Consider the following 25,775-nt stretch of genomic DNA (forward strand, 5'->3'; position numbering starts at 1 on the left):
CACCGCGCGTTAACCATGTTCGCATGCGCGGGCCTGACCAGGTGCAGAAGCCCTTAACAATGGTTAATAAAAGGTTAATATCTGAGTTAACGTTGCTGTTCTTGTCGGCTTGGGAGCAAACCGATGCGCAATATCTTCCTAGCAAGTGCCGTCGCTGCGGCGATGCTGGCTTCTGTTTCCGTAGCGGCAGCCGGCGGCGCGGTTAGCGACCGGGTCTATGCCGACTCCTATGGCAACCTCGTGATCCATAGCCCCGCCGGCTACAAGCGCATCATCGTCGGCATGGGCCATACCGCCGACGCCTACAACGAGACCGGCTCCTACTACGAGCCCCAGGTCGTCTACCTCGACGACAAGCCTCAGGCCGAGGAAAAGACTTACACCTTCTGCACCCGCCCGCCGCATGTCTGGACGGGCCGCGCCCACATGAACGGCCTGACCGACGGCGAGATCCCGCAAGCGCCGCTCGTCTGCAGGTAACCGGGTTTTCAACGAACAGAGGGGGCGTCGATGCAGGCAGCGCAGACCTTTCGCCGCTCCCCGCGCGTTGCCTTTCGCCCGCAGTCACGACTGTCGCGCTACATCTCCCGCTTCGACGCGGGCGAGACACTTCGTTCCGCCATCTACGGCATGCTGGCGGGGGTGATCGCGCTGGTCGCCCTTGAAGTCCCCGTAGCCTTCGAGAGCGAGGCCCCGGCATTGCGGCCGATGGGCACGCCGGCAGTCCCCATCAGCCGCGCGGCACCTCAGCCCCGAGAGGCAACAAGCTATACCGCTCCCCCGGCAGAATCTTCCATTGACCCGCTGCTCCGGCCGATGCAGCTCGACCTCAAGGCCAACGGCGTGGTTGAGCTCACCGGCCTGATCGAGCCCGGTTCGGCCCGACGTATTCGCGAGAAATTCGCGACCGTTGAGTCAGAGGTGAAGACGGTCTCCCTCAATTCGCCGGGCGGCTCGATTGAAGATGCAATCGCCATTGCGCGCATCGCCCGCTATCTCACGGAAATGGGCGTGGAAGCGGAGTTGTGGCTGCATGCGCTCGATACGCCGCCGCAGTCGCTCTATCACCTGTCGCGCGACGAGCTCGTCCGCTACGCACTGGTGACCGAGACCTCCAACTAGCAGGAGCCCGACTTCTCTTCCGTCGGGCAAACGAACAGGCTCGGCCGCACGCAATCGCGGCCGGCGCGCTTGGCGTCGTAGAGCGCGGCATCAGCACGAGCGAACAGCGACTGCGGTCTTTCTCCCTCGGCCAGTTCCGCAACGCCAAAGCTGGCGCTGATGCGCAGGTCGCGGGCAATGTCCTGCGGCCGGCTGGCGGAATAGACGCTGCGGATGTTTTCCGCGAGGAGTCTCGCCGCGTGCAGGTTGGTCGCGGGCAGGATGACGGCAAATTCCTCGCCGCCGATGCGCGCGGCAACATGATTCGGCCGCCCAATGCGGCGCAGAATGTCGGCAAACAACACGATCAGACGGTCGCCGGCCGTGTGGCCATAGGTGTCGTTGACCGTCTTGAAGTGGTCGAGGTCGCAGGTCACCAGCGTCAGCGGCAAATGCTTCTCGGCACTCTCGCGCGCGAGCTCTGCCAACCGCAGCTCGAAGCCGCGCCGGTTGAGAAGGCCCGACAGCGCGTCAGTCTCGGAGCGCAGCGTGATCTGCTGGATGATGTCGAAGGCAAGGCTGGCCAGGAGCAACAGGCCGGTTGCCACCACCAGCACCGTGCCGAGCGACTGCGATGCCATCGCATAGGTGGTCGTCAGGTAGCTCGCCGGGGACGGCCCCGTGCCACCGAAGGCCACTGCCAGGAAGGGCTTCAGCAGGTAGTGCAGCGAGCTGATGACGAGGAAGCCCGCCAGGACGTTGTCGAGCGTGCGGCGCTTTGGCGCGAGCAGGATGATGTAAACGCCCAGCGCCTGCATCGCGCAGTAAGGCGCCTGGTAGAGCATCAGCCGCGTGAACGAATCGCGCGGCATTCCGTGAATGACGCTGCTGATTCCCACCGAAACAATGAAGATGCACGCCAGCGCCGCCATCGGCGTCTTCACATTGTAATGCCAGGTCAGGCCGATATTGAGCAATGTGAGGGCGACCAGGAACAGGACGTGGCCGAGGAAGGCGCCGAGCTGCAGATTCGAAAAATACGGCAGCAGGAATTCGGAGACGCCGTAGGCGATGCCCATCACATAGGTCGCCGCGAACCACCATGCGGAAATGTAGCGGCGGTCGTAGAGCGCGATTGCCGCAAAGGCAGCGCTGAACAGCCCCGTGATCGACAGGGCTATGATCAGGATGTAGGCCGCACCGGTCATGGAGGTTCCCGTTTGGTAACGGGATAATGGATAGCAACAAAAAGAAGGTTAAGGCCTAAAATAATGAACCGGCCCACCCTGCGGCGGCCGGTCCACTGTAATTTCTCGTTGATTGAGCCTTACCGGCTAGCAGCGATGCCGAGGATGAGGCCGGTTGCGACGCTGATCAGCAGGTAGTCGTTGTCGACCTTGACCCACTGCTGGCCCTTCGACGGGCGCTTCAGGCCGTGGCGGTGGTAGTCACGAACCGCCGGACGGCGCTTCCAGTCCGCCACGCGCTCGCCGCGCTTCCAGTGATGACGCTTCGGGGTCGGAGCGTGCGCCTGCGGCTTCTTACCGGGAGCCTGGAAATGCGGCTTCGGCGCCGGCTGGTGATGATGCTGCGGGGCCGGGTGCCGCGGATCGTGGCGGGTCTGGGCCTGCGCCATCGGGGCCGCGATGAAGGAGAAGGCAATCGCCGCAAGGATCGTACGCTTGAACATTCTTGGGGGGTCCTCGTTGTTGATGAGGCGAACCTAGCGGCGCGAAACTGAATGGAAAATGAACGGTAAGATTACCGTTTGGTAATTAAATCAAACCTTTACGAAGGTTAACGCGCGCAGGAAACAACCTGCCGGACTGATCGGCCCGGCAGGCTGGACGCTAAGACCGAGAGATCAGGCGGCTTCGCGCGGCCCGATTGTCGTGGTGACGGAACCGAGCCCTTCGACCTCGACGACACAGACATCCCCCGGCACCAGCGCGCCCACTCCGGCGGGCGTGCCGGTGTAGATCAGGTCCCCGGCCTCGAGCCGAATCGACTGCGACAGAATCGCAATCACCTCCGGGATCGACCAGATCAGGTCGGCAATGTCGCCGCGCTGGCGCTCCTTTCCATTTACCGAAAGGGTGATGGCGCCGGAGCTGATGTGGCCCACCTCTTCCACCTTCACGATCGGGCCGCAGACGGCGGAGCGGTCAAATCCCTTGGCGAAATCCCAAGGACGGCCAAGCTCCTTGGCCTCGGCTTGCAGGTCGCGGCGCGTAAGATCGTTGCCGATCGCGTAGCCAAACACATGCGACAGCGCGTCGGCCTCGGGAATGTTGAAACCACCCTTGCCGGTCGCGACTACCAGTTCGCCCTCGTGGTGTAGGTCTTCGGTCAGCGGCGGGTAAGGGATCGTGTCACCGTCTTCAACCACCGCGTCGGCCGGTTTCGTGAAGAAGAACGGCGGCTCACGATCGGGGTCTTTTCCCATCTCGCGGGCGTGCGCGGCGTAGTTTCGGCCAACGCAGAAGATGCGGCGGACCGGAAAACGGGCGGCCTCGCCGCGAACGGCAACGCTTGCCTGCGGCGCTGGGGGAAATACGAATGTCACGCTGTGCTCCAATGATGCTGCGGCCTGAGAGGCCGGCTTATAGCTCATCCTCAATGACGGCGCGAATGCGCTTTGCGGCAAGGCCGTCGCCATAGGGATTGATCGCCTGCGCCATGCGCCGGTAGTGCGCCTCGTCAGTCAGGAGCTTTGAAGCCTCACCAACAATCCTGGCGCGATCGGTGCCGACAAGTATGACGGTTCCCGCTTGGACCGCCTCCGGGCGCTCGGTCGTGTCGCGCATCACCAGGATCGGCTTGCCGAGCGACGGCGCCTCCTCCTGCACGCCGCCGGAATCGGTGATGATGATGAAGGCGCGATCCATCAGGTGCACGAACGGCTCGTAGTCGAGCGGATCAATCAGGTGGATCGCGGGGTTGGCTCCTAGCAGCCGCTCGACCGGCTCGCGCACGCTCGGGTTCGGATGCACCGGATAAACGATCTGTACGTCATGCTTCTGCGCAATCTCGTTGAGCGCGTTGCAGATGTTCTCAAAGCCGATGCCGAAATTCTCCCGCCGGTGACCTGTCACCAGCACCAGCCTTTTCTTTGGGTCAAGGAACGAGAAGCGCTGCGCAAACTCAGCCTGCCGTGCCCACTCGCGCGTCTTCTCCACCGTCTCGAGCAACGCGTCGATCACCGTGTTGCCGGTGATGTGGATGTGGGCTTCCGGAACGCCTTCGCCGAGCAAATTGGCCTTGGACGTCGCCGTCGGTGCGAAATGAAAACGCGTCGCAAGCGTCGTCACGCGCCGGTTCATCTCTTCTGGCCACGGCGCCTGCAGGTTGCCAGAGCGCAACCCCGCCTCGACATGGCCGAGCGGGAGCCGCCGGTAGAAGGTAGCAAGCGATGCTGCCAGCGTCGTCGTCGTGTCGCCGTGGACGAGAACGAGGTCCGGCTTTTCCTGATCGAGCACCTGGCCGATGCCGGTGAGCACGCCGGCCGTAACCGCGTCGAGCGTCTGGTTGGGCTTCATCAGGTCGAGGTCGTAGTCCGGCACGATGTCGAACAGCTCCAGCACCTGGTCGAGCATTTGCCGGTGCTGGGCTGTAACGCAAATGCGCACCCGCAGCCGGTCGGAGCGCTGCAGCTCCTTCACCACCGGGGCCATCTTGATCGCCTCCGGCCGCGTGCCGAAAACGGCAAGCACGGTCTTCGTCGGTCGGTCCCCTCGCGGCATGGCGTCCCCCTCTCCTGACTATGAGAAAGTCATAGCGCAAAACTCGTTCCCGGGCAGTAAAGCCGGGGCGAGACTGACCTCAGACTTACGTAGCATCACCCCCGACACTTGACCGAAGGCGCGGAAAACACGAAAAGACGAATTATCACGAAAGACGCGACATGGACTTCGAAGCCTTTTTCGCCACGAAGCTGAACGTCCTGCGGGACGAAGGGCGCTATCGCGTCTTTGCCGAGCTGGAGCGCCAGGCTGGCGCATTCCCGGCTGCACGCCGTCACGCCCACGGCGAGATTCGCGACGTTACCGTCTGGTGCTCGAACGACTATCTCGGCATGGGCCAGCATCCGAAGGTGATCGAAGCCATGCATGAGGCGCTTGACCGCTACGGTGCGGGCGCCGGCGGCACCCGCAACATTTCCGGCACCAATCACTATCACGTCCTGCTCGAGCAGGAGCTTGCCGACCTGCACGGCAAGGAGGCCGCGCTGCTGTTCACCTCGGGCTACGTCTCCAACTGGACCAGCCTGTCGACGCTCGGGGCGCAGATCCCGGACGTCGTGATCTTGTCCGACGCCGGAAACCACGCCTCGATGATCGAGGGCATTCGCCACTCGAAGGCAGAGCGCCGCATCTGGAAGCACAACGACGTCGAGGATCTCGACAGGCAACTCGCCGAGGTCGGCCCCGACCGGCCGAAGATCGTCGCCTTCGAGAGCGTCTATTCGATGGACGGCGACATCGCCCCTATTGCTGACATCGTCGAGGTCGCCGAAAAGCATGGCGCGATGACCTATCTGGACGAGGTCCATGCCGTCGGCATGTACGGCCCGCGTGGCGGCGGTATTGCCGAGCGCGAAGGGCTGATGAACCGGATCACCCTGATCGAGGGCACTCTCGGCAAGGCCTTCGGCGTTGTCGGCGGCTATATCACCGGCTCCGCGGCGGTGATCGATTTCATCCGCTCCTACGGCTCAGGCTTCATCTTCACGACCGCTCTGCCGCCGCACATCGCGGCTGGCGCTCTCGCCTCGATCCGCCACCTCAAGACCAGCAATGTCGAGCGCGCGGCCCATCGCGACCGCGTCGCAAAAGTGCGCCAGCGTCTCGACAAGCTCGGCATCCCGGTGATGCCGAACCCGAGCCACATCGTGCCGGTGATGGTGGGCGATGCGGCCAAGTGCAAATGGATCTCCGACCTGCTGCTCGACGAGTACGGGGTCTACGTCCAGCCGATCAATTATCCGACGGTGCCGAAGAAGACCGAGCGCCTGCGTATCACGCCGACGCCGCTGCACACGGATGCCGACATCGACGCGCTGGTGCATGCCCTGTCGAGCCTCTGGTCCCGCTGCGCCCTCGCCCGCCAGGTCGCCTGACATTTCGGCAAACGGAACGCGCCTGAATAGGCCTGCGCGGCCGCGGCGAGTTGCGCTATCAGGCGGCCAGCCCGCACAGAGTGTTCCCGCATGCCCTCTTCCGCACGTCCCGACGACCGCTACGCCGCCTTCCGCCACTCGTCCTATCTGCGCTTCTTCGGCGCCCGCTTCGCGACGAACTTTGCTTCGCAGATCGTCTCGGTGTCGGTGGGCTGGCAGATTTATGACCTGACCCGCAATCCGTTCGATCTGGGACTTGTTGGTCTGGTGCAGTTCGCGCCGGCGTTGCTGCTGGTGCTGGTGACGGGCGCCGTTTCCGACCGGTTCGGCCGGCGCCTTATCATGGGCCTCGCCATCACCGTCGAGGCGCTGTGTGCGCTCGCGCTGCTGCTTCTCACGCTTCGGGGTCTCACCAACGTCGTGCACGTCTTCCTCGTGCTGGCGGTGTTCGGCACAGCCCGCGCGTTCTTTTCGCCTGCCTCATCGTCGCTCGTCGCCAATCTCGTGCCGCCGGAGGATTTCGCAAACGCCGTCGCCTGGAACTCGTCTGCCTGGCAGGTCGCCACCATCGTCGGCCCGGTAGCGGGCGGCCTGCTCTACGGCATCTCGCCTGAAGCAGCCTACACCGTCGCCACTGTGATGATGGGCGTTGCCGCGCTGCTGATCTTCTCGATCCCGAAGCCCGCACTGCATTTCGAGCGCGAATCGAGCGGCCTTGGCTCGCTCTTTGCCGGCTTCAGCTACATTCGCAGCGAGAAGGTGGTGCTGGGGGCAATCTCGCTCGACCTCTTCGCCGTGCTGCTGAGCGGCGCGATCGCGCTCCTTCCGGTCTATGCGCGCGATATCCTCGAGCTCGGCCCATGGGGGCTCGGCATGCTGCGCTCGGCGCCGGGCCTTGGCGCGGTCTGCGTTGCCGTCTGGCTTGCGGGCCATCCGATCCGCGACCACGCCGGCCTGCTCATGTTCTTCTTCGTCGCGCTGTTCGGCGTCTTCACCATCGTCTTCGGTGTCTCGACGATCCCGTGGTTGTCGATCACCGCGCTGGCGCTGCTCGGCGCCGCGGACATGGTCAGCGTCTATATCCGCAGCACGCTGATCCAGCTCTGGACGCCGGATCGCGTGCGCGGCCGCGTCAGTGCCGTCAACGGCGTCTTCGTCGGCGCTTCGAACGAACTTGGCGAATTCCGCGCCGGCACCATGGCCTCGCTGATCGGCACCGTCCCCGCCGTGGTCGTCGGCGGGATTGGCGCGATCGGCATCGCAGCGCTCTGGGCGTGGCTGTTCCCGGAACTCAGGAGAGCACGTCGTCTCGACGGCCGTACCTGATTGCCTCGTTGGCCTCTGCGGCCGGAACGACGCGCGCGTCGGACCCATGCTCGAAGATGTGCTGGAGGAATTCCTCCAGCCAGCGCCGCAGCCTGATGTCCCACAAAAACCGGCCGTTGAGGTGCTCACGGCCTTGCTGCGCGCCGGGCAGCTCGAAGCGGCTTGCGCCGCGCACCACCCAGCTGTGCATCATCGCCCGCGTCAGTTCGGCATGGAACTGGATGCCATAGGCCTTCCTGCCATAGCGGAACGCCTGGTTCGGATAGGTCTGTCCGCCTGCAAGAAGCGTCGCGCCGGAAGGCAGCGAAAAACCTTCGCGATGGAATTGATAGACCATGTCCGGCCAGTCCATCATCTGCTTGCCTTCCTGGGTCGCGTGGATCGGGTACCAGCCGATTTCGACCGCGCCGTCTTCGCGCGGGCCAACGCGGCCGCCAAGATGATTCACCAGCATCTGCGCCCCAAGGCAGATGCCGAGGAACGGCTTCTCTTCCTTGAGCGGCACGGCGAGCCACTCAGTTTCGCGCCGGATATACTCCTCCGGGTCGTTGGCGCTCATCGGTCCGCCGAACACCACCGCGCCGCGATGCTCGTGCAGCGTCTCCGGCAGCGGATCGCCCAGCGGCGGGCGCCTGATGTCGAGATGGAAGCCCGCCTGAGTGAGAAGCTGGCCGACCCGGCCCGGGCTTGATCGCTCCTGATGCAGCACGATGAGGATCTTTCCCCGCGAGGGCCGATGCGGATCGTGCGGATGCATGTCAGTCCTGTTCGCCTATTCCCGCCGCTTCGCGCGCCTGCTTGCGCAGGAGCACCCGTTCGCGCTGCTCGATTCCGATCAGTTCGGCAACGCGCCAGACGACATTGTCCTCGAGTTCATGCAGCTCGCCATCGGCGTAGACGACTTCCCACAGCAGACGCACCAGCTCTGATTTTTGCGGCTGCTGCAGCGTGCGGTTGAGAACGCTGGTGAACTGGTAGAAGTCGATCGCCTCGCGGCTCGCCTGCTCGCCCGCTGACAGCAGCTGGTCGAGCTGCTTGCCCGACAAGCCGAACGCTTCTGCCAGTCCAGAGCGCAACTGGGCGCGCTCGGAATCCGCGCGCGTGCCATCCGCGTCCGCAACATAGGTCAGCAGTGCCGCCGCCGCCACGCGCGGATCGTCCGCTTCCGGCAGCTTGTCGCCGGAAGCTGGCTTCAGATTGGCCAGGAAGGTCTTGAGTTGGTCGAGCATACCTTCTTAGTAGCGCGAAGCTTTTCGCTAGAACAGTCTGAAGCCGGCGGGKTTTTCTTCCTTTTCTTCGGGATCGACACCCGGATCATCCGGCAGGCGGGCAATCCGGACTTCTTCCTCTTCCAGATCAACCGGCTCGGCATCGAGCACCGGCGGCGTGATGACGACCGAAGCGAGACCCGCCGCTTCCTCTGGTTTCTTTGCGGCAGCCGGACGCTCGGGCTGCTCCACCTTCGCCTCCTCGACCGGTTCGGCCGGGCGAGCCGGTGCAGCCGGAGCCGCGATCACCGGCTTCGGCGTGGGCGCCTCCGGCTCATAGGGCTCGATCAGCTGGCTGATCTTTTCCGCTGGTACCTTCCACTCGAACGCATCGAGTCGGCCGGTGGCGGGCGACAGCGGCGCCCATTTTTCCGAAACGACGCCATCGGCAACCCAGGCCGGATCGCGCTGCGCGCGCACGGCCTGACCGAGCAGATGACGGATCTTGCCCTGGTCGCCGGTTTCGGCCTCTTCGATGTCAGCTAGCAGCAGGAACACGCTTTCGCGTGGACCAAGCCTTGCCGCAGTCTCCGCCTCGCGCCGCGCAAGTCCGAATTCGCCCGCGTCGAGCGCAGCCCGCGCCACCACGAGCGCCGACTCGACATTGTTGCGGCGAAGCGATTGCAGGCGCTTTGCGCGCTCAAGGCGATCATGGGTGGAATCGCCCGGCCGCGCGTGGACATAGGCCTCGGCGATCTCGGGATGTGGCTCGAGTTTCCAAGCAGCCTCGAGGATCTTTGCGCCCTTGCGCATGTCATTGAGGCGGAAGGCCGCGCGCGCGGCAATCACCGCAGCTGGAACGAGGTCCGGCGCGAGCTTGTTGGCTTCGGTCGCGGCAGTGCGCGCGCCGGCGGGATCGGCATCGAAGATCGCCTGCGCCTTCGCCGTCAGCAGCACCGCGCGGCGGCGGTTTGCGGCGACCCTGTCAATCTGCTTGGTCGCCTTCTGCGTCTCGACCAGCTTCAACGCGCCGTCCCAGTCGCCCGCCTCGACCTTCTCTTCGAGCGTCGAATCGGTAGCCCAGCCAAGCTGCGGTGCCACCTCCGCAGCCCTTGCCGCATAGTGGCGCGCAGCGACACGGTCGCCCAGCCGTTCAGCCTCCAGATAGAGGCCGCGCAGACCAAGCAGGCGCATTTCCGGATCAGCGAGCATCGCCTCAAACTTGGTGCGCGCAGCTTCGTGATCGCCTTCGAGCAGCGACGCCTGCGCGTCGAGAAGATGGATCAGCGGCTCCTGATCGGCCGCGATCAGCTTCATCGCTTCCTTTTTCTTCTTACGTGCCAGCGCGGCATCGCCCGCACCGGCGGCGACCATGCCGGTCGACAGCGCCTGGTAGCCACGGTCGCGGCGGCGGACGCGGAAATAGCGGGTCACGGTGTAGGGGCTGTACCAGATGCCTTTCAGAACCCACCAGCTCAGCATGGTCAGCGCCACGACCGCCACCATGATGACGGCGGCGACCATCAGGCTCACCTGATACTGGTAGCCGTTGAAGGTCATGACCAGCTCGCCGGGCCGGTCGGCGAGCCACGCGAAGCCAAGACCAATCAGGAAAACGAGGAGCAGGAAGAACAGGATACGGAACATCAGTTAGCTCCTCAGCGCGGCGGCCAAAGCCTGGTCGACAAGCTGGTCGACTTCGCGGCGCGCCCGCACCTTCTCGATGAACGGCTTGCCCGCTTCCTTCGCGGCGTCCGGCAAATTTTCGTATTCGGTCAGCGCACGCTCGAGGTTCCCGGCCTCGACGGCGGCGTCAATGCGCGCCGCGATCTCCGGCACACCGTCGCCCTCAACCATGCCGACGGGACGGACCTGCACCAGCCCCATCGCGCTCTGCCACAGCTTGTCGGCGATGCCCGCATCGGGATCGACCGGACGCTCGGCGGCGATCATGGCATTGGCGGCTGCATCAGCTTCCGCCGCGAGCTGCGCAAGCGTCGCCACGCCGTTCTGCGCGTAGGGGCGGAGGCCGTCTAGTTCGGCCGCATCCGGCGTCAGCGCTGCAATGGTGTCGAGCTCAGCCTTGAACGGCACGCCGCGGTCAACCGCAGCCTTCAGCGCCGAGACGGCGATGACCATCGCGGTCGACGGCGCATCCGCCTGTTCGTCGAGGCGCGAAGCGAACTCGCTGATACGGGTTTCAAGACCTTCGAGGCGTCCGGTCAGCTGCGACTGCGCATTCTGCACATTCGTGACTAGCTCGCGCAGCGAGGCAACATCGTTGCTCATCTCCCCAAGCGCTGCTTCATCGGTTGCCGGGTTTTCCCGCAGTTCCCGGATCGCGTTTTCAAGGTTCGTCAGGCGCTCCTCAACCGGCGTGAGATCGATGGTGCCCGCATCACCGGCCGTCTGCGCCGCAGACGCAACTTCCTGGCGCAGCCCCTCGACCTGCTCGGTGACGGTGGCGAGGCGCTGTTCGGCCTCCTGCAGGCGTGCTTCGAGTGCGGACGTATCGGCCCCGCCCGACGGAGCGGATGCAACTTGCTGGCGCAGCGCGGCCACCTGTTCCTCCAGCGAGGCGATGGCCGGGCTGTGGTCCTCAAGGACGCTGCGGCTGCCGGGGAGCAGTCCCGCGAAGTGCAGGCCGCCGGCAATCGCCAGCGCGATCACGCCGCCTGCGACGCCTGCAAGCAGCGAGCCGCTAGAGCCGCGCTTCGCGGCCCCCGGCGATCGCACCGATTCGCTGCGGCCGAAGGAACTTGAGGATGCCGTGCTGTAGGGTGATTCGCCCTCGGGCACGTCGCGAACCGGTTTTTCTGTAGTCGCCTCCGGCTCAAAAGGCTCGGCCGGTGTCTCGGACGCGTCGACGGCCTCTGCCGGCTGGGTAGGTGCGTCCGTTTCGGCTGGCTGATCGACGGGAGAAGCTTCTGCTTCTGCTGCCTTCCGCTCCTCGTCCAGACGCGAGACCTCGTCAGGCGAAAGGTCGATCGTCACAGGCTCCCGGCTGGATTTTGAGTGTCGGGTTCGGGGCGTCTTCACCATGCCGGCAGTCCTTCAGCTCATGACGGTTCACGATAACCGTTTCTTCCTGATCTAGGCCGCTCGCTAGATCGTGAAAAGGGCAACGCGGTGGTCACCCTCCCGAATGGGTAAGAAGAAGTTCAAGAACGCTTTCTTCGGAAGGCGCCGCGCTTACGAAGATGCGCTTGGCATCAACGCCGAAAAACGCCGTCGCGACTTTTTGCGAGATGCAGAAGAACGTCGTCTTTTCAAATGCTTGCCATATACCTTCACGGGCTGTTAGCCCGGCAAGCAGCTGGCCAGCACGCTCCGACAGCACCGGCGCGCCCCACACTTCTCCTTGCGCAATCGCATTCAAAACAAAGTCAGTTGGGTAACTGACTTCTTCTGCCGAATACACTTCGGCGACGTCGAGACGAATGCCGCACGCGTCCAGCGCATCGGCAAATCCCTTCGTCCGCTGTACTGCCGCGAGGTGCAGGAGGTGCGAACCGGCGGGCAGCTCCTTGCTAATTAGATCGGCAAGCTGCACGGCTGTTCCGCCTGCTATGCGCACATTCGTGAAGCCAGACTTCCTTGCCTCAGATCCGGTCGCCTCCCCAACCGCATAGAGCGGCCGGGTGTGGAATGCATCGATGAGTTTCGCCGGTATGTGCCGAACGGCATTGGGGCTGGTGACAATGACGGCGTCATAGACACCCGGCGGGGCCGGCAGTTTCGGCTCAACCGGCACGATCCTGGTCAGCGGCAGGACGATGGGCGCGAAGCCCAGCGCCTTGAGCCGCGCGGCGGTGGCGCTCGCGCCGGGTTCGGGGCGGGTTACGAGAACCCGCTTCCTCAAGACCAGCCTTCGAAGAATTTCGCGCCAGCCTTGTCGCGGATCCGCGCGCCGGCGTCCGCGCCAAGTGCGGCGGCTTCCGCCACGCTGCCCTCGGCGCCGATTTCGTACACCTGGCCGCCGTCCGGCGTCAGAATCATGCCGCGGAAGTCGATGCGGTCGCCTTCAACCTGCGCATAGCCGGCAAGCGGCGTGCGGCAGGAGCCGTCGAGCGAGGCAAGGAACGCGCGCTCGCAGGAAAGCGCCGCGCCCGTTGCGGCATGGCTGATTGGCGCAAGCAGTGCCTTCACCCGCTCGTCGCCAATGCGGCTTTCAATGCCGATGGCGCCCTGCCCCGGCGCAGGCGGAAATTTCTCCACCGGCAAGAGTTCGGTGATGATGTCCGAAAGCCCGAGACGGCGAAGACCGGCGTTGGCCAGCAGCGTTCCGGCAACCTGTCCCTCATCCAGCTTGCGCAAGCGCGTCTGCACATTGCCGCGGAACATCACGACCTCGATGTCGGGACGCAGGCGGCGGATCAGCGCCTGGCGCCGCAGCGACGACGAACCGACCACCGCGCCATGCGGCAGCTCCTCCAGCGTCGGGCTATCGCGGCCAATAAAACCGTCGCGGACATCCTCGCGTTCGAGGAAGGCGGAAAGCTCCAGCCCGTCCGGCAGCTGCGTCGGCATGTCCTTCGAGGAATGCACCGCGATGTCGATGCGGTTGTCGAGCAGTGCCTCCTCGATTTCCTTCGTGAACAGCCCCTTGCCGCCGGCCTCGGCGAGCGGACGGTCGAGGATCCGGTCGCCGCTGGTCGAGATCACCACGATCTCGAACGCTTCCTCGGGCAGGTTGTGCGCCGCCATCAGCCGGGCGCGCGTCTCGTGCGCCTGCGCCAGCGCGAGCGCGCTGCCTCGTGTCCCGATCCTCAACTCATAAGTTTGCATGCTGGCTCGTCCATGATACGTGCGTGCCAGTCCTAACGGGGAATAACCGGCACAGCAATGTTACGCATGCTCGGCATCGAGACCAGTTGCGACGAGACGGCTGCCTCGGTGGTCGCGCTTGATGACGCCGGCACGCCCAGAATCCTGTCGAATGTAGTCCTCAGCCAGATCGAGGACCATGCGGCTTTTGGCGGCGTGGTACCCGAAATCGCCGCCCGCGCTCATGTCGAGGCGCTCGACGGCATCGTGGAAGCTGCTCTTAGCGAAGCCGGCGTCGACCTCGGCGAGCTTGACGGCATTGCCGCCACCGCGGGCCCTGGCCTCATCGGCGGGCTGATCGTCGGCCTGATGACGGCCAAGGCAATTGCCGCGGCGTCCGGCAAGCCGCTGTTTCCCGTGAATCATCTGGAAGGTCATGCGCTGACCGCGCGCCTCACCGACGGGGTCGAGTTTCCCTACCTGCTGCTGCTGGTCTCCGGCGGCCACACGCAGGTCATCCTCGTGCGTGGCGTCGGCGACTATGAACGGTGGGCGACCACGATCGACGATGCGCTGGGCGAAGCCTTCGACAAGACGGCAAAGCTCGTTGGCCTGCCCTACCCCGGCGGCCCGAATGTCGAAAAGGCGGCGCAGTCGGGTGACGCTGCCCGCTTCAGCTTCCCGCGCCCGCTGCGCGGCGAGGCGCGACTCGACTTCTCCTTCTCCGGCCTGAAGACTGCCGTGCGGCAGGTCGCCACCGCCATCGCGCCTTTGTCCGATCAGGACGTCGCCGACATCTGCGCCTCGTTCCAGCGCGCCATCACCGAGACGCTGGAAGAACGCGTCGGCAAGAGCCTAGCCCGCTTCCGCGAGGTGTACCCCAATGCCGCGACGCCCGCCTTGGTCGTCGCCGGTGGCGTTGCCGCCAACAAGGCGATCCGCGCCACGCTCGACCGCCTCTGCGCGGCGCATGACATGCGCCTCGTCGCACCGCCGATCGCGCTTTGCACCGACAATGCGGCTATGATTGCCTGGGCCGGGCTCGAGCGGATGCGCGCAGGTCTTGCAAGCGGCGAGGAGGGCATGTTGTTCGCCCCGCGCTCGCGCTGGCCGCTCGATGAGAGCGCGAGCCCGATGATCGGTTCGGGCAAGCGGGGAGCCAAGGCATGACACACAAGTCGCGGATCACGGTTCTGGGCGGTGGCGCATGGGGTACGGCACTTGCCCTCACCTCGCTCCGCGCCGGCCATGACACGACGCTGTGGGCGCGCGACCGCGAAAGTGTCGCCTCGATCAACGAGCGCCGAGAGAACCCGCGCTACCTTCCCGGCATTGGCCTCGACGACAGGCTCAAGGCAACGGCAGACCTTGCCGCCGCGCTTTCCGCCGCCGATTGCGTCCTTGCCGTCGTCCCGGCGCAGACCATGCGCAGTGTGCTGATCGAGATCTCGTCGCTGCCGAAGGGCGTGCCGCTCGTCCTTTGCGCCAAGGGAATCGAGCGCGGCACCGGAAAGCTCCTGTCGGAGATCGCAGCCGAGATCCTGCCGGAAACGCCGATCGCGGCCCTTTCCGGCCCGAGCTTCGCCACCGACGTCGCCCGCGGCCTGCCGACGGCCGTCACCGTTGCCTCCACTGATGCGGCCCTCGCCTCGGGGCTGGCGGCGCTGTTTTCCTCGCGCTCCTTCCGCTGCTATTCGAGCACGGACCTCACCGGCGTCGAGGTTGGCGGCGCGCTCAAAAATGTGCTCGCCATCGCGGCGGGCGCCGTTGCCGGCGCTGGCCTTGGTGCCAGCGCCCAGGCAGCCATGGTCACGCGCGGCTTCGTCGAACTGCGCCGCGTCGGCGCGGCGTTCGGCGCCGAGCCAGAAACGCTGATGGGCCTGTCCGGCCTCGGCGACCTGATCCTGACCTGCGGCTCCGAGCAGTCGCGCAATTTTGCCTATGGCGTCGCGCTCGGCCGGGGCGACAATCGCGACGGCCTTAAGCTGGCCGAGGGCGTGGCGACCGCCGGGATCGCCGCGCGGCTTGCGCGTGAAAAGCACGTCGAGGCGCCGATCATCTCAGCGGTCGACGCCATCCTTTCCGGCAGGAGCACGATCGGCGAGGCGGTCGCGGCGCTGATGGCGCGGCCGCTGAAGAGCGAAACCGATAACGACACAGGACGAGCGAAATGATCTTTACCTTCATCGGCAGGGACAAGCCCGGACACCTCGACACCCGCCTGTCGAACCGTCCGGCCCACGTGGAATACCTCAACAAGCTGAATGCCTCGGGCAAGCTGAAGTTCGCCGGCCCGCTGCTTGGCGACGACGGCAAGCCGGCCGGCAGCCTGGTCGCTCTGGAAGTCGCCAGCCGCGAGGAAGCGGAATCGATCCTCGCCGCCGACCCATACGCAAAGGCCGGGCTGTTCGAGTCGACCGAACTGCACGCCTGGAACTGGCTCTTCAACAATCCGGAGGCCTGACCAGATGGCGTACTGGCTGTTCAAGTCGGAACCCGACGTCTTTTCCTTCGAGATGCTGAAGGCCAAGGGCGAGAAGGGCGAACAGTGGGACGGTGTGCGCAACTACCAGGCGCGCAACAACATGCGCGCCATGAAGATCGGCGACCTCGGCTTCTTCTACCACTCCAACATCGGCCTTGAGGCCGTCGGCATCGTCGAGGTCTGCGCCGAGGCGCATCCCGACTCGACCACCGACGATCCGCGCTGGGAGTGCGTCGACATCCGCGCGGTGCGCGACCTGCCGCGGCCGGTCTCGCTCAAGGAAGTGAAGGCCAACCCGAAGCTCGCCAACATGTCGCTGGTGACTTCGATGCGCTTGTCGGTCCAGCCGGTGACGCCGGAGGAATGGGCCGAGGTCTGCCGCATGGCGGGGCTCGATCCGGCGCCGTGAGGCGTGTGTGTCGAGCAACCGGCGGTGATGGGGCGGCTTGATCTCGGCGCGAGGAAACAGCCTCACGGGAACCGTGTGAATCAAACTACCCCCACCCCTAACCCCTCCCCACAAGGGGGAGGGGGATTTTGGGGAAGCGGGATCTGCTCCGGGTCCGGAGAGGGGAAGTCCAATCCTTTGGGCGCTACTGAGGCTGAACTTCGCACGCAATCTGAGCAAGTATTCCGCGACGGACATCACCCATCACTGAAGAGGGCCCCGGCATCAACGCCTCCCTCCCCCTTGTGGGGAGGGTAAGGGTGGGGGTAACTCACATCTCACCCCGGTAGGCCCCTCAAACGAAAGGAAGCCGCTGCAACGCGCAGACGCGGCACTTCCACCGGGCTTACTTCCGCCCACATTCGCCGACGACAATGCCTGATGGTCGATCAAAGCTTCATTCTTGAGAACACGGCGGTCATCGCGCCGCCGCATGTGCCGGAGATTGCCCTTCATCTTGCCGATGAGGCGCATGACCTGTGGCACAGGACCGAGGAAGAACTTGGCGAGATCGGGCTGCCGCCGCCGTTCTGGGCGTTTGCATGGGCAGGCGGGCAGGGACTTGCCCGCTACGTGCTCGACAATCCGCAGGTGGTGCGCGGGCTGCGGGTACTGGACTTTGCCTCCGGCTCCGGCCTTGTCGCCATCGCCGCAGCCAAATCCGGCGCGCGCAAGGTGGTCGCCGCCGACATCGACCCGATCGCGGCCCACGCGGTCTCGCTCAACGCGAGCGCCAACGGCGTTTCGTTGGTCTTCACCGGCGACGACCTGATTGGCACCGACGGCGACTGGGACGTCGTCCTTGCCGGCGACGTTTTCTACGACAAGCAGTTCGCAGACCGGCTCGTGCCCTGGTTCACGCAGCTGAAGGAGCGCGGCGCGACCGTCCTCGTCGGCGATCCCGGACGATCCTACCTGCCCAAACAGGGGCTCGAGGCGGTCGCCACCTATCAGGTGCCGGTCACGCGCGTGCTGGAAGATTCCGAGGTCAAGCAGACGACCGTCTGGCGCCTAGCGTAACACCCTGATGACCGTCTGCCGCGACAGGTGCGGCAGCAGCYGCTTCATCACSCCCSAATAGACCGCCACACAACCTTCGGTGGGCATGAAGCCGTCGCGCGCAATGTGAAAGAAGATGGCGCTGCCCATGCCGCGCCGGCGCGGGCGAATGTTGTAGTCGAGCACGACGCAACAATCATAGAGCCGGTCGGGCCGCTTCATGCATTCGGCGCTCTTCGGATAGGGCAGCTTCACGGGCCGGTTGTAGTTGCGGTCGAGGGGGTCGTCGCACCAGCCGTGGTTTTGGCGAATCAATTTCCGCGGAAGCTTTGATTTGGTCGACAGCAGGCGGCCCTTGCGGAAGTATCCGGAAAGCATGCGCATCTCGCCGAGGGGCGTCGCGCCGTCCCCTTCCCGTTTGATGGCGCGAATGCCGCTGCGGCCGAGCGCGCACGGAAAAACCCGGCCATTCCAGTTGAGTAGCCCCTGCGTCGGCCTGCCCGGACGCGCGCGGACGGCAAGAATGGCAGTGGCGGGGCGAAGCTGTTTTTTTGCAGGGGCTTGCACGGGGAACAAATCGTCGTGATACGCTTTCTAGGGCGGGAAGTTCCTCTTAAACCGCATGATGGTCAATAAGGCCGTCGTTCGGCCATAAAATCTGGTCAAGGACACGACATGACGTCACGTACCATCCTTATCGTCGACGATGATGCGGACCTGCGCGACACGCTCGTCGAGCAGCTGTCCCTGTACGAAGAATTTTCCGTTCTGCAGGAAGAGTCGGCGGCCAAGGGCATTCAGACCGCCCGCTCCGGTGTCATTGACCTCCTGATTATGGACGTGGGCCTGCCAGACATGGACGGCCGCGAGGCGGTGAAGCTTCTTCGCAAGGGCGGCTTCAAGCCGCCGATCATCATGCTGACCGGCCACGACACCGACTCCGACACCATCCTCGGACTGGAAGCGGGCGCAAACGACTACGTGACGAAACCGTTCCGCTTCGCGGTACTCCTCGCACGCATCCGCGCCCAGCTGCGTCAGCACGAGCAGAGCGAGGATGCGACCTTCACCGTCGGCCCCTACGTCTTCAAGCCCAGCCAGAAGCTGATGACCGACCCGAAGGGCAACAAGATCCGCCTGACGGAGAAAGAAGCGTCGATCATCAAGTATCTTTACCGCGCCGACCAGAAGGTCGTGACGCGCGACGTGCTGCTGGAAGAGGTGTGGGGCTACAATTCGGGCGTGACGACGCACACGCTCGAAACGCACGTCTACCGCCTACGCCAAAAGATCGAGCGCGATCCTTCAAACGCCGAGATTCTTGTGACGGAGAGCGGCGGCTACAAGCTCGTGCCTTGACTGATTTCCCCACGCAGTCGAAGAACTTGAAGCAGTTCCTGCATCGGTGACGGCGTGTTTGGCCCGTCGGGACCTGTTACGAGCGTATTCGGGGGACAACTGGGGACTTCGATTTGGCCCTTGACGACGACATCCGCACCCTGTCCGGAGTGGGTCTGTTTAGCGACCTGAGCCCGGAACAGCTCCGGCTGCTCGCTTTCGGAGCCGAGCAGGTGCGCCTGTCCGCAGGCCAGGAACTCTATCGCGAGAACGCGCCGGCAGACTGCGCCTATGTCGTCGTTACGGGCAAGATTGTGCTCTACCGCGAACACAAGGGCGAGGCGGTCGCGGTTGCCCGGGTCGGTCCAAGCGCCCTTCTCGGCGAACTTGCACTGATCACCCAGACGCGCCGGATGACCTATGCCGCCGCAGAAACCGATGCAGAGCTCATCCGTCTCAACCGCACCCTGTTTCGCCGCATCCTCGAGGAATATCCCGAGACCGCCGTCGAGCTGCACCGGCGCATGCTCGAGGACCTGCAGGCCTTCCTGAAGAAGATCGAGAAGCTGGCGCCGAAATTTTCCGACTGAAGCAGGCCGCCCCGACTAGAGGTCGAAGCGCGCGATCACCGGCACGTGGTCGGACGGGCGATCCCATCCGCGCGCCTCGGTGATGATGTCGATGCCGGCAAGGCGCGGCGACAGGTCGGCCGACGACCAGATGTGGTCGAGACGGCGGCCGCGGTTGGAAGCAACCCAGTCGCGCGAGCGGTAGCTCCACCAGGTGTAGAGCTTCTCGGTTGGCGGTACGACCTGGCGCATCAGGTCAACCCAGCCGCCTGCTTCGCGCATCGCCTCGAAGCTGGTGGTCTCGATCGGCGTATGGCTGACGACGTTGAGGAGCTGCTTATGCGACCACACGTCGTGCTCCAGCGGCGCGATGTTGAGGTCGCCGACCAGCACGGAGGAATAATTCTCGCCCGAAACCGCCGTCACGTCGTGCATCTCGGCGACGAAGTCGAGCTTGTGGCGGAATTTCGGATTGATCTCCGGATCAGGCTCGTCGCCGCCGGCCGGAACGTAGAAGTTGTGCAGCAGGATCTTTCGATCGCCGGCCTCGACGTGAATCGACAGGTGGCGGCAGTCGTCGATGTCGCAGAAGCGGCGGCGGTCAACCACCTCGACAGGCCGCCGCGCGACAGTGGCGACGCCGTGGTAGCCCTTCTGGCCGCTGATCGCGATGTGCTCGTAGCCTGCCTTGCGGAACGCCTTCGACGGGAACAGGTCGTCCGGGCACTTGGTCTCCTGCAGGCACAGCACGTCAGGCTGGTACTCCGCCAGGAACTTCTCGACCAGCGGCATGCGCAGGCGGACGGAGTTGATGTTCCAGGTGGCAATGGAGAAAGACATCGGATGATCCGGAGTTCAGGCGGCAGGACGGGCGGAAACTGCCAGCCGCGGCGCGCGAAAACAACCCCGGCACGCAGGCGCATGCGTGCCCTGACAACAGGAAAGCCCGGAAAAAGCGCGATTACCGTGCGTGAGAGGCGTCGATCGCGGCGTAGTCGATGCGGAACACCGACGGGTCGAACTGCATGCCCTGCTCGACGTTGAAAATCATCACCGTCGTTTCCTTGCCCTGCGCGTCGGTGATGGTCCACTGGCGCAACTCGTAGCTCGACGGGTCGAACATCATCGTGATCGTCGCGTTGCCGAAGGCGTTGCGGTCGGCGAGCTGGATCGTCGTCAGGTCCGCCTCTTCCTTCACCGCCCGCACGCGGCCGCCTGACAGATCGATCTTGTTGTCGAGCAGCAGCTTCAGCGGCGTCTGCGACAGCGGATACGCGTCCATCGTCTTCAGCTTGGTGTTCTGCAGGAGCACGTTGCGGCCGTCTGCCGTGACACGGAAGGTTGCCGGCGCCTCATAGTCGAAGCGGACCTTGCCCGGACGCTCGATGTAGAACTTGCCGCCGGTCTGTTCGCCTTTGGGGCCGAACTGGACGAACTCGCCCATCATCGTCTTCACGGAGGAGAAGTGATCGGCGATCCGCTGCGCGGTTTGCGCACCTTGGGCGTGTGCCTCGGAAAGCAGCGGGCCAGTGAACTGACCGGCTGCGAGCAGGCCGATGCCCAGCGCAGCATTACCGATGAAAGCGCGTCGAGAGATCAGCTTGTTCGCCATGTGGATCGTTGCCTTCCGTCTTCTCGTTCTGAATTTCGACTAGGCCGCCAGTTGGGCCGAAATGCGGCTTGCCGCTTCTTCAACGGCAGGCCGCGGCAAAGGTTTCCGGCCTCAGAACTTGTCTTCTTCCGTCGGCACCAGGATCTCGCGCTTGCCGGCGTGGTTGGCGGGGCCAACGATGCCTTCCTGCTCCATCCGCTCGATGATCGAGGCCGCGCGGTTGTAGCCGATGCCGAGCCTGCGCTGGATATAGGAAGTCGAGGCTTTGCCGTCACGCAGCACAATCGCAACCGCCTGGTCGTACGGGTCGTCCGAATCCTCGAAGCTGCCGCCACCGCCGCCCTTGCCGCCGGTATCACCGTCGTCGTCATCGTCCTCTGTGATGGCGTCGAGATATTGCGGCACACCCTGGCGCTTGAGGTGGGCCACCACCTTCTCGACCTCTTCGTCCGAGACGAACGGGCCGTGGACGCGCTGGATGCGGCCGCCGCCGGCCATGTAGAGCATGTCGCCCATGCCGAGAAGCTGCTCGGCGCCCATCTCGCCAAGAATGGTGCGGCTGTCGATCTTCGACGTGACCTGGAAAGAGATGCGGGTCGGGAAGTTTGCCTTGATGGTACCGGTGATGACGTCCACCGACGGGCGCTGCGTCGCCATGATGACGTGGATGCCGGCCGCGCGTGCCATCTGGGCGAGGCGCTGCACCGCGCCCTCGATGTCCTTGCCCGCGACCATCATCAGGTCGGCCATCTCGTCGATGATGACGACGATGTACGGCATCGGCTCGAGGTCTAGGTGCTCGGTCTCGTAGATCGCCTCGCCGGTTTGCCGGTCGAAGCCGGTCTGAACCGTGCGAGTGATCTGCTCGCCGCTTTGCTGTGCCTGGCTGACGCGCTGGTTGAAGCTGTCGATGTTGCGCACGCCCACCTTCGACATCTTGCGGTAGCGCTCTTCCATCTCGCGCACGGTCCACTTCAGCGCAACGACAGCCTTCTTCGGATCGGTGACGACCGGGGTCAGCAGGTGCGGAATACCGTCGTAGACCGAGAGCTCCAGCATCTTGGGGTCGATCATGATCAGGCGGCACTCTTCCGGCCGCATCCGGTAGACGAGCGACAGGATCATGGTGTTGATCGCTACCGACTTGCCCGAGCCGGTGGTACCGGCGACCAGCAGGTGCGGCATCTTGGTGATGTCGGCGATCACCGCCTCGCCGCCAATGGTCTTGCCGAGCGCCAGCGCGAGCTTGGCCTTTGCCTGCTCGAATTCGCGGCTGGCGAGCAGCTCGCGCAGATAGACCGTCTCGCGGCGGGCATTCGGCAGCTCGATGCCGATCGCGTTGCGGCCGGGCACCACAGCGACGCGGCAGGCAATGGCGCTCATCGAACGGGCAATGTCGTCGGCAAGGCCAATCACGCGTGAGGACTTGATGCCGGGCGCGGGCTCGAGCTCGTAGAGGGTTACGACCGGACCGGGGCGCACGTGAATGATCTCGCCCTTGACGCCGAAGTCTTCGAGGACGCCCTCGAGCACGCGGGCATTCTGCTCCAATGCGTCATGCGAGAGTGACGGATCGCGCGCGACATTGCGCGCCTCCGACAGGAAATTCAGCGACGGCAGCTCGAAGGAATGCGAGCCGCCCGGGCCAACCCTTGCTTCGCGCTGGGCACGCGGGCTTGGCTGCGGACGCGGCGCCGGCATGTCGACGCGGGTCGCGGCATCGGATCGGTAGTGGCGGACCTGCGCCGGCGCACCGGCCGGAGTCGGCCGGATGATGACGTCGTCATCAAAGTCATCATCATCCTCGTCGTCAAAATCAACCTGGGAGCGGCTGCCGCGATCATCGTCGAGGTCGAACGGCGGCTCATCAAAGTCTCGCGGGCGCGGTGTCTCGAAACCCGGTTCTACGCGGGCGCCACGGCGGGCGGCCGGAACGCGCGGCAGGTCGAAATCATCATCGTCGTCGTCATGCGCGCGGCGCGGCAGCGGCAGCGGCAGCGCGCCGAGATGCAGCTTGCGGCGGACGAACGCCTTGGACGACAGCCACCAGTGGGTGACGGCGCCAAAGGCTGCAAGGATGCGGCCGCCTTCGTCCTCCTCGTCGTCATAAACCTCCATCTCCTCTTCCTCGCGGCGCACCACGACCTTGCGAGGTGCAGCCTTGGCAGAAGCAGGAGCCTCCTCCTCAACGCGGCGGCCAAGGATCGCGCAGGCGAAGGCGAACAGCCACAGCGTCGGCAGCGAGAGAACGGATGCAGTAACGATCGCGGCAGCACCGCTGGGATAACCACCGGCGAGGCGGGATGGGATTGCGAGCACGAGGTCGCCGATCACGCCGCCGAGGCCGGACGGCAGCGGCCAGGTGGGCGGGGCCTCGACGCAGCCGATCATGCCGGCGGCAAGCGCGGCACCGGCGAGCCAGGCGGCAAGCCGCACAGGAATGCGCCGCACCTGGCGCGCGGAGGCAAGCCAGATGCCCCAGGCGACACCCGGCAACAGCGCCGCGACGCTCGCAAGCCCGAAGAACTGCATCAGGATGTCCGAGATCACCGCGCCGGGATAGCCCATCGCGTTCTGGATCGGATTGTCGGTGGCGTGGCTGAAGCTCGGGTCCGCCACGTTCCAGGTCCCCAGCGCCGCCAGGCAGAAGGCGACCATCACGAACGCCCCGAGCCCCGAAGCGCGCGTCACCATCCGGCGGAGAAAGCCTCTGAGGCCGTACCCGTCGTCGATCGCCATTTGCGCGGCCGCACTCGAACGCATGTGAGATCCCCGTATCGTCTGGTCTGGCGCCGAAGGGCGCACGGATTCGCGCCAAACTTACGAAGGCGATGGTTAAGACGGCTTTAACCATGACGGACAGAGCCGGACGGAAGCGACACCCAATGAAAAAGGAGCCCGGATTGCTCCGGGCTCCCTTCGTGTTCCCCTCTTGCCGGCCCTCTTTTGGGGCCAGTCTTTATCTTACGAGTGGTAGGCGACTTCGCCGTGCGACGCGAGGTCGAGACCGAGGGTCTCTTCTTCGCGGGTCGGGCGCAGGCCGATGATCGCGTCGACGACCTTGTAGAGGATCGCGGAGACGACACCGCACCAGACGATCGTAATCACGACGGCAACGATCTGGGTCCAGATCTGGCTTCCCATCGACATGCCGTCGGCGTAGCCGACGCCCCCGAGGCTCGGCGAGGCGAAGACAGCGGTGCCGATGGCGCCAACGATACCAGCAACGCCGTGGATGCCGAAGACGTCGAGCGAGTCGTCGTAGCCGAGCTTGTGCTTCACGACGGCGACGAAGTAGTAGGCGACCACGCTGCCAAGAGCACCGAGGACGATCGCGCCGACCGGGCCAACGAAGCCAGCGGCCGGGGTGACGGCGACGAGACCGGCGACCACACCCGAAGCGCCACCCAGCAGCGAGGACTTGCCGCGAGCGAGCTTCTCAACCAGCGACCAGGCAATGACGGCGCCGGCGGTCGCGGTGAAGGTGTTGATCATGGCGAGACCTGCGCCACCGCCAGCCGATAGAGCCGAACCCGCGTTGAAGCCGAACCAGCCCACCCACAGGACCGCGGCACCGGTAAGGGTCAGCGGCAGGTTGTGCGGAGCCATGTTGTCACGGCCGTAGCCGTCACGCTTGCCGATCAGGATTGCGCCAACGAGGGCAGCGATACCGGCGTTGATGTGAACGACCGTGCCGCCGGCGAAGTCCATGGTGTCCCAGCCAAAGAACAGGCCGTTGGCGTCCCAGGCCATGTGGGCGATCGGGAAGTAGACGATCGAGACCCAGAGCACGACGAACAGGATCACCGCACCAAACTTCACGCGCTCGGCAAAGCCGCCGATGATGAGCGCGGAGGTGATGCAGGCGAAGGTCATCTGGAAGCAGACGAACACCAGCTCCGGAATGGTGCCGGATTCAGTGTCCGGCGTGATGCCGGCGAGGAACAGCTTGCCGAAGCCGCCGAAATAGGCGCTCTCGCTGCCGCCGAAGGCGAAGGAGTAGCCCCATAGGACGTAGACGACGATCACTGCGGCGGTGATCATGGTGGTCTGCATCAGGACCGACAGCATGTTCTTGGCACGGACGAGGCCGCCGTAGAACAGCGCGACGCCCGGCAGGATCATGAACAGGACCAGAAGGGTCGAGACGAGCATCCAGGCGGTGTCGCCCGAGTCGATCGCCGATGCCGGTGCTACTTCAGCAGCTTCCGCCGCGGCCTCCTGGGCCCAGGCAGGCAGGGCCGAAACAGCGCTCAGCGCGGAAGCGCCGAGGGCCGCGCGGCCGAGCGAGAAAAGGTTTGCAATCTTCATATTTGCAATCTCCATGGGATGAACGTGCCGCTCAGAGCGCGTCGGTGTCGGTTTCGCCGGTGCGGATGCGGACTGCCTGGTCGATGCCGTAGACAAAGATCTTGCCGTCGCCGATCTGGCCGGTCTTCGCCGCGCCAGAGATCGCCTCGACGGCCTTGTCGACCAGCTCGCTGGCGACGGCGACTTCGATCTTGATCTTCGGGAGGAACGACACGGCGTACTCGGCACCGCGATAGATTTCTGTGTGTCCCTTCTGTCGACCGTAACCCTTCACTTCGGTCACAGTCAGGCCCTGGATCCCGACAGCGGTGAGCGCTTCGCGCACCTCGTCGAGCTTGAACGGCTTGATGATGGCCATCACGATTTTCATCAAGTTCACCCTTTGCTGAATGCGGGTCCCCGCGTTGCCGTACTTCTCCGGCTGCGGCGGCAACCGGGAGGTGCAAAGGGTGAATCAAGACGCGTGCCAATTCGGATGATACCGGTAACACG

The 25,775-nt window shown here is 64.8% G+C and carries 27 protein-coding genes; 11 read left to right on the forward strand and 16 right to left on the reverse strand.

Annotated elements, in window-relative coordinates; all coding sequences use genetic code 11:
* Positions 1-123 precede the first annotated feature (123 nt).
* Together L610_RS16540 and L610_RS16545 are read left to right on the forward strand one after the other, a co-directional pair.
* Entirely contained in the window at positions 124-480 is a 357-nt protein-coding gene (locus L610_RS16540) for a hypothetical protein (protein ID WP_144706413.1), read from the forward strand.
* Positions 481-510: 30 nt separating this feature from the next.
* Positions 511-1,122, forward strand: coding sequence for a hypothetical protein (locus L610_RS16545; RefSeq protein WP_144706415.1), 612 nt, complete (start codon positions 511-513; stop codon positions 1,120-1,122).
* Here L610_RS16545 and L610_RS16550 read toward each other — a convergent pair.
* The 4 genes from L610_RS16550 to wecB form a co-directional block, all read right to left on the reverse strand.
* Complete coding sequence (locus L610_RS16550; RefSeq protein ID WP_144706417.1) at positions 1,119-2,309, reverse strand: diguanylate cyclase; 1,191 nt, start codon at positions 2,307-2,309, stop codon at positions 1,119-1,121. The two genes, L610_RS16545 and L610_RS16550, sit on opposite strands and share 4 nt — an antisense overlap.
* Before the next feature lie 119 nt (positions 2,310-2,428).
* A complete protein-coding gene (locus tag L610_RS16555; protein ID WP_144706419.1) occupies positions 2,429-2,791 on the reverse strand; it encodes an RcnB family protein in 363 nt (120 codons plus the stop codon).
* Between the two features lie 174 nt (positions 2,792-2,965).
* The gene (locus L610_RS16560; RefSeq protein ID WP_144706421.1) at positions 2,966-3,667 is read right to left on the reverse strand and encodes a fumarylacetoacetate hydrolase family protein; all 702 of its coding nucleotides are present in this window, start codon (positions 3,665-3,667) and stop codon (positions 2,966-2,968) included.
* A 37-nt stretch (positions 3,668-3,704) separates the two neighbouring features.
* On the reverse strand, positions 3,705-4,844 hold the full coding sequence (gene wecB, locus L610_RS16565; RefSeq protein WP_144706423.1) for a non-hydrolyzing UDP-N-acetylglucosamine 2-epimerase: 1,140 nt from the start codon (positions 4,842-4,844) through the stop codon (positions 3,705-3,707).
* Between the two features lie 161 nt (positions 4,845-5,005).
* On the opposite strand from wecB, the gene hemA reads away from it, so the two are divergent.
* On the forward strand, positions 5,006-6,220 hold the full coding sequence (gene hemA / locus L610_RS16570) for a 5-aminolevulinate synthase (protein WP_144706425.1): 1,215 nt from the start codon (positions 5,006-5,008) through the stop codon (positions 6,218-6,220).
* A 90-nt stretch (positions 6,221-6,310) separates the two neighbouring features.
* The gene (locus tag L610_RS16575; protein WP_144706427.1) at positions 6,311-7,546 is read left to right on the forward strand and encodes an MFS transporter; all 1,236 of its coding nucleotides are present in this window, start codon (positions 6,311-6,313) and stop codon (positions 7,544-7,546) included.
* On the opposite strand, the gene L610_RS16580 is transcribed toward L610_RS16575, so the two are convergent.
* From L610_RS16580 to hemC, 6 genes are all read right to left on the reverse strand, one after another.
* Complete coding sequence (locus L610_RS16580; RefSeq protein WP_144706429.1) at positions 7,512-8,303, reverse strand: glutamine amidotransferase; 792 nt, start codon at positions 8,301-8,303, stop codon at positions 7,512-7,514. The genes L610_RS16575 and L610_RS16580 overlap by 35 nt on opposite strands.
* Before the next feature lies 1 nt (position 8,304).
* On the reverse strand, positions 8,305-8,775 hold the full coding sequence (locus L610_RS16585) for a TerB family tellurite resistance protein (protein ID WP_144706431.1): 471 nt from the start codon (positions 8,773-8,775) through the stop codon (positions 8,305-8,307).
* A gap of 27 nt (positions 8,776-8,802) precedes the next feature.
* Entirely contained in the window at positions 8,803-10,401 is a 1,599-nt protein-coding gene (locus L610_RS16590; RefSeq protein ID WP_144706433.1) for a heme biosynthesis protein HemY, read from the reverse strand.
* Between the two features lie 3 nt (positions 10,402-10,404).
* Positions 10,405-11,748, reverse strand: coding sequence for a mitofilin family membrane protein (locus L610_RS16595; RefSeq protein ID WP_186441563.1), 1,344 nt, complete (start codon positions 11,746-11,748; stop codon positions 10,405-10,407).
* A 139-nt stretch (positions 11,749-11,887) separates the two neighbouring features.
* Complete coding sequence (locus tag L610_RS16600; RefSeq protein WP_186441565.1) at positions 11,888-12,616, reverse strand: uroporphyrinogen-III synthase; 729 nt, start codon at positions 12,614-12,616, stop codon at positions 11,888-11,890.
* A complete protein-coding gene (gene hemC / locus L610_RS16605; protein ID WP_024847189.1) occupies positions 12,613-13,542 on the reverse strand; it encodes a hydroxymethylbilane synthase in 930 nt (309 codons plus the stop codon). Before hemC ends, L610_RS16600 begins: the two co-directional genes overlap by 4 nt.
* 57 nt (positions 13,543-13,599) lie before the next feature.
* On the opposite strand from hemC, the gene tsaD reads away from it, so the two are divergent.
* The 5 genes from tsaD (at position 13,600) to L610_RS16630 (ending at position 17,474) form a co-directional block, all read left to right on the forward strand.
* Positions 13,600-14,691: a tRNA (adenosine(37)-N6)-threonylcarbamoyltransferase complex transferase subunit TsaD gene (tsaD, locus tag L610_RS16610; RefSeq protein ID WP_144706438.1), complete on the forward strand. Its 1,092-nt coding sequence runs from the start codon at positions 13,600-13,602 to the stop codon at positions 14,689-14,691.
* Positions 14,688-15,695 (forward strand): NAD(P)H-dependent glycerol-3-phosphate dehydrogenase, encoded by a 1,008-nt coding sequence (locus L610_RS16615; RefSeq protein WP_144706440.1) that lies wholly within the window; start codon positions 14,688-14,690, stop codon positions 15,693-15,695. The genes tsaD and L610_RS16615 overlap by 4 nt, the downstream gene beginning before the upstream one ends.
* On the forward strand, positions 15,692-15,985 hold the full coding sequence (locus L610_RS16620; RefSeq protein ID WP_144706442.1) for a YciI family protein: 294 nt from the start codon (positions 15,692-15,694) through the stop codon (positions 15,983-15,985). Before L610_RS16615 ends, L610_RS16620 begins: the two co-directional genes overlap by 4 nt.
* 4 nt (positions 15,986-15,989) lie before the next feature.
* A complete protein-coding gene (locus L610_RS16625) occupies positions 15,990-16,415 on the forward strand; it encodes an EVE domain-containing protein (RefSeq protein WP_024847185.1) in 426 nt (141 codons plus the stop codon).
* A gap of 420 nt (positions 16,416-16,835) precedes the next feature.
* Positions 16,836-17,474: a methyltransferase gene (locus L610_RS16630; protein ID WP_144706444.1), complete on the forward strand. Its 639-nt coding sequence runs from the start codon at positions 16,836-16,838 to the stop codon at positions 17,472-17,474.
* On the opposite strand, the gene L610_RS16635 is transcribed toward L610_RS16630, so the two are convergent.
* Positions 17,466-18,020, reverse strand: a complete 555-nt coding sequence (locus L610_RS16635) for a L,D-transpeptidase (protein ID WP_246659042.1) — start codon at positions 18,018-18,020, stop codon at positions 17,466-17,468. The genes L610_RS16630 and L610_RS16635 overlap by 9 nt on opposite strands.
* A 108-nt stretch (positions 18,021-18,128) precedes the next feature.
* Here L610_RS16635 and L610_RS16640 point away from each other — a divergent pair, with 108 nt between their 5' ends.
* Together L610_RS16640 and L610_RS16645 are read left to right on the forward strand one after the other, a co-directional pair.
* Positions 18,129-18,812: a response regulator transcription factor gene (locus L610_RS16640; RefSeq protein ID WP_024847182.1), complete on the forward strand. Its 684-nt coding sequence runs from the start codon at positions 18,129-18,131 to the stop codon at positions 18,810-18,812.
* Positions 18,813-18,925: 113 nt separating this feature from the next.
* Positions 18,926-19,381, forward strand: coding sequence for a cyclic nucleotide-binding domain-containing protein (locus L610_RS16645; protein WP_144706446.1), 456 nt, complete (start codon positions 18,926-18,928; stop codon positions 19,379-19,381).
* Positions 19,382-19,396: 15 nt separating this feature from the next.
* Here L610_RS16645 and L610_RS16650 read toward each other — a convergent pair whose 3' ends face one another.
* The 5 genes from L610_RS16650 to L610_RS16670 all read right to left on the reverse strand — a co-directional run bounded on the left by L610_RS16650 (position 19,397) and on the right by L610_RS16670 (position 25,653).
* A complete protein-coding gene (locus L610_RS16650) occupies positions 19,397-20,200 on the reverse strand; it encodes an exodeoxyribonuclease III (RefSeq protein ID WP_024847180.1) in 804 nt (267 codons plus the stop codon).
* Between the two features lie 121 nt (positions 20,201-20,321).
* Positions 20,322-20,972, reverse strand: coding sequence for an outer membrane lipoprotein carrier protein LolA (locus L610_RS16655; RefSeq protein ID WP_051473097.1), 651 nt, complete (start codon positions 20,970-20,972; stop codon positions 20,322-20,324).
* Positions 20,973-21,083: 111 nt separating this feature from the next.
* Positions 21,084-23,735 carry a DNA translocase FtsK gene (locus L610_RS16660; RefSeq protein WP_144706448.1) on the reverse strand — a complete coding sequence of 884 codons (2,652 nt, stop codon included), beginning with the start codon at positions 23,733-23,735 and terminating at the stop codon, positions 21,084-21,086.
* A gap of 201 nt (positions 23,736-23,936) precedes the next feature.
* Positions 23,937-25,283: an ammonium transporter gene (locus tag L610_RS16665; protein ID WP_144706450.1), complete on the reverse strand. Its 1,347-nt coding sequence runs from the start codon at positions 25,281-25,283 to the stop codon at positions 23,937-23,939.
* Between the two features lie 31 nt (positions 25,284-25,314).
* Positions 25,315-25,653: a P-II family nitrogen regulator gene (locus tag L610_RS16670; protein WP_024847176.1), complete on the reverse strand. Its 339-nt coding sequence runs from the start codon at positions 25,651-25,653 to the stop codon at positions 25,315-25,317.
* Positions 25,654-25,775 lie beyond the last annotated feature (122 nt).

It is taken from the genome of Aminobacter sp. J44 (assembly GCF_007829415.1).
Classification (GTDB): domain Bacteria; phylum Pseudomonadota; class Alphaproteobacteria; order Rhizobiales; family Rhizobiaceae; genus Aerobium.

Excerpts from the sequence above, each read along its gene's own strand:
- L610_RS16540 (WP_144706413.1), top strand. The coding sequence starts at position 124 with ATGCGCAATATCTTCCTAGCAAGTGCCGTCGCTGCGGCGATGCTGGCT.
- L610_RS16545 (WP_144706415.1), top strand. The coding sequence starts at position 511 with ATGCAGGCAGCGCAGACCTTTCGCCGCTCCCCGCGCGTTGCCTTTCGC.
- L610_RS16550 (WP_144706417.1), bottom strand. The coding sequence starts at position 2,309 with ATGACCGGTGCGGCCTACATCCTGATCATAGCCCTGTCGATCACGGGG.
- L610_RS16555 (WP_144706419.1), bottom strand. The coding sequence starts at position 2,791 with ATGTTCAAGCGTACGATCCTTGCGGCGATTGCCTTCTCCTTCATCGCG.
- wecB (WP_144706423.1), bottom strand. The coding sequence starts at position 4,844 with ATGCCGCGAGGGGACCGACCGACGAAGACCGTGCTTGCCGTTTTCGGC.
- hemA (WP_144706425.1), top strand. The coding sequence starts at position 5,006 with ATGGACTTCGAAGCCTTTTTCGCCACGAAGCTGAACGTCCTGCGGGAC.
- L610_RS16575 (WP_144706427.1), top strand. The coding sequence starts at position 6,311 with ATGCCCTCTTCCGCACGTCCCGACGACCGCTACGCCGCCTTCCGCCAC.
- L610_RS16580 (WP_144706429.1), bottom strand. The coding sequence starts at position 8,303 with ATGCATCCGCACGATCCGCATCGGCCCTCGCGGGGAAAGATCCTCATC.
- L610_RS16585 (WP_144706431.1), bottom strand. The coding sequence starts at position 8,775 with ATGCTCGACCAACTCAAGACCTTCCTGGCCAATCTGAAGCCAGCTTCC.
- hemC (WP_024847189.1), bottom strand. The coding sequence starts at position 13,542 with ATGCAAACTTATGAGTTGAGGATCGGGACACGAGGCAGCGCGCTCGCG.
- tsaD (WP_144706438.1), top strand. The coding sequence starts at position 13,600 with ATGTTACGCATGCTCGGCATCGAGACCAGTTGCGACGAGACGGCTGCC.
- L610_RS16615 (WP_144706440.1), top strand. The coding sequence starts at position 14,688 with ATGACACACAAGTCGCGGATCACGGTTCTGGGCGGTGGCGCATGGGGT.
- L610_RS16620 (WP_144706442.1), top strand. The coding sequence starts at position 15,692 with ATGATCTTTACCTTCATCGGCAGGGACAAGCCCGGACACCTCGACACC.
- L610_RS16625 (WP_024847185.1), top strand. The coding sequence starts at position 15,990 with ATGGCGTACTGGCTGTTCAAGTCGGAACCCGACGTCTTTTCCTTCGAG.
- L610_RS16630 (WP_144706444.1), top strand. The coding sequence starts at position 16,836 with ATGGTCGATCAAAGCTTCATTCTTGAGAACACGGCGGTCATCGCGCCG.
- L610_RS16640 (WP_024847182.1), top strand. The coding sequence starts at position 18,129 with ATGACGTCACGTACCATCCTTATCGTCGACGATGATGCGGACCTGCGC.
- L610_RS16650 (WP_024847180.1), bottom strand. The coding sequence starts at position 20,200 with ATGTCTTTCTCCATTGCCACCTGGAACATCAACTCCGTCCGCCTGCGC.
- L610_RS16655 (WP_051473097.1), bottom strand. The coding sequence starts at position 20,972 with ATGGCGAACAAGCTGATCTCTCGACGCGCTTTCATCGGTAATGCTGCG.
- L610_RS16660 (WP_144706448.1), bottom strand. The coding sequence starts at position 23,735 with ATGCGTTCGAGTGCGGCCGCGCAAATGGCGATCGACGACGGGTACGGC.
- L610_RS16665 (WP_144706450.1), bottom strand. The coding sequence starts at position 25,283 with ATGAAGATTGCAAACCTTTTCTCGCTCGGCCGCGCGGCCCTCGGCGCT.
- L610_RS16670 (WP_024847176.1), bottom strand. The coding sequence starts at position 25,653 with ATGAAAATCGTGATGGCCATCATCAAGCCGTTCAAGCTCGACGAGGTG.